This is a genomic window from Lutispora thermophila DSM 19022, from assembly GCF_900142105.1.
GTDB lineage: Bacteria > Bacillota > Clostridia > Lutisporales > Lutisporaceae > Lutispora > Lutispora thermophila.
The window spans coordinates 1-1,397 of the sequence record NZ_FQZS01000061.1 but is presented as its reverse complement, the minus strand read 5'-3'; the positions used below and the strand labels follow the sequence as shown (position 1 = coordinate 1,397).

The following is a 1,397-nucleotide window of genomic DNA, read 5'->3' as shown; positions in this document are numbered from 1 at the left end:
AGGAACGCTACTATGTTACTCATAAAATCCCTCCTATAAATTGGTATTTTGTAAAATATTTATGTTCTGCTACACACATTTTTGTAGCATTACATCTAAGCCAAATACCAATCACCAAAATAAGCATATCGGCGATGGGTAAATTCATATCAGCATGCATAAAATATATTCTTTGATTGCATGCTGCTTTCAAGGTTATAGAGACAGAAAAAAACTTTAACTTATACTTAATGCTTATGTCATGAGATTTTGTTATAGTTATACAAGTTATATTATTTTTATCATTTAATATAATTTGTACATATACCTCAAACACTGCATTAATCTTGTCAGTTTGTCCAAGTAATTTAAATTAATATACATAATATCAGGTTTTTTATACAATTTCAATGAAAATTTGATACATTTATCAGATTTTTTATACAGATTCAATTTAATAATATTGGAGCAAAATATTTTTATAGTGACTACTGGATTTACAGAAGATTTACAAACATGGGGAATAATTATCATGAATAAGTGCAATAGACGGAAATGAAGCAAATTTAATAAAGCCGTTTTGGAAAACTCCAAACGACTTTCAAAACATTACAAAGGTATTATATATCACTCGCTTACAGAAAACTCTCCGGTGACATAAAATGAGGCTTGTGATTTGACTATGAGTTGACCTTGTTCATCAAATATTTCACATACTGCTCTCATAATAGTTCTTCCGTTGCTGATCACTTTGCCGACGGCGGTAAGGGTGCTTTCTTTAGGTGCGCTTTTTATATAGCTGATGTTCATATCAATGGTTACTACTCGTTTGCCATAAGTCGTACAGGAAGTTCCCATGGCTGTATCGCAAACGGAAGCAAGAGTGCCTCCGTGCACTGTGCCATATATATTGCTATGTTTTTGAGAAGTCTTTATTTTATATATACTTTTTCCCACTTGAAGTTCTTCTAGTTGAATTTCCAGGAAGTTTTCAAGGATTGGAGTTTGATGAATATTTTTAAAGTATTCATAAAGCCTAGCAAGATATTCTTGTGTCATAAAAATACCTCCGAATAATAATTATAATTTTTGTAACTAAGAAGCGGAATATGGAGATGGACAAGCTCTCTCTGATAATTAATAATGTAATATAAATCAGAATAAAAAATATATATAATGATGTCAATGACAATATTATAGCATGATAATTTTGTCAAAATCAGAAAATAAAAGGAAACCGGAGATATCCGGTTCCCTTAAATATAGCTTAAAGACATGAGCTACGGGGGATGGCAGGGAAAATAATATGATCCTGCTACTTGCTTTCTTTAAGAAAATCATAAGCGAACTGGGCATAAAGAGCAGAACCTCTATGCAAAGCGCTTTCATCCACATCAAATTTGTCATTGTGGTTGGAA

At 31.6% G+C, this 1,397-nt stretch carries 1 protein-coding gene; it reads right to left on the bottom strand.

What is annotated here, in order from left to right; all coding sequences use genetic code 11:
• Window positions 1-606 precede the first annotated feature (606 nt).
• Window positions 607-1,038, bottom strand: coding sequence for a PaaI family thioesterase (locus BUB48_RS17420; protein ID WP_073028221.1), 432 nt, complete (start codon window positions 1,036-1,038; stop codon window positions 607-609).
• Between the last annotated feature and the right edge of the window lie 359 nt (window positions 1,039-1,397).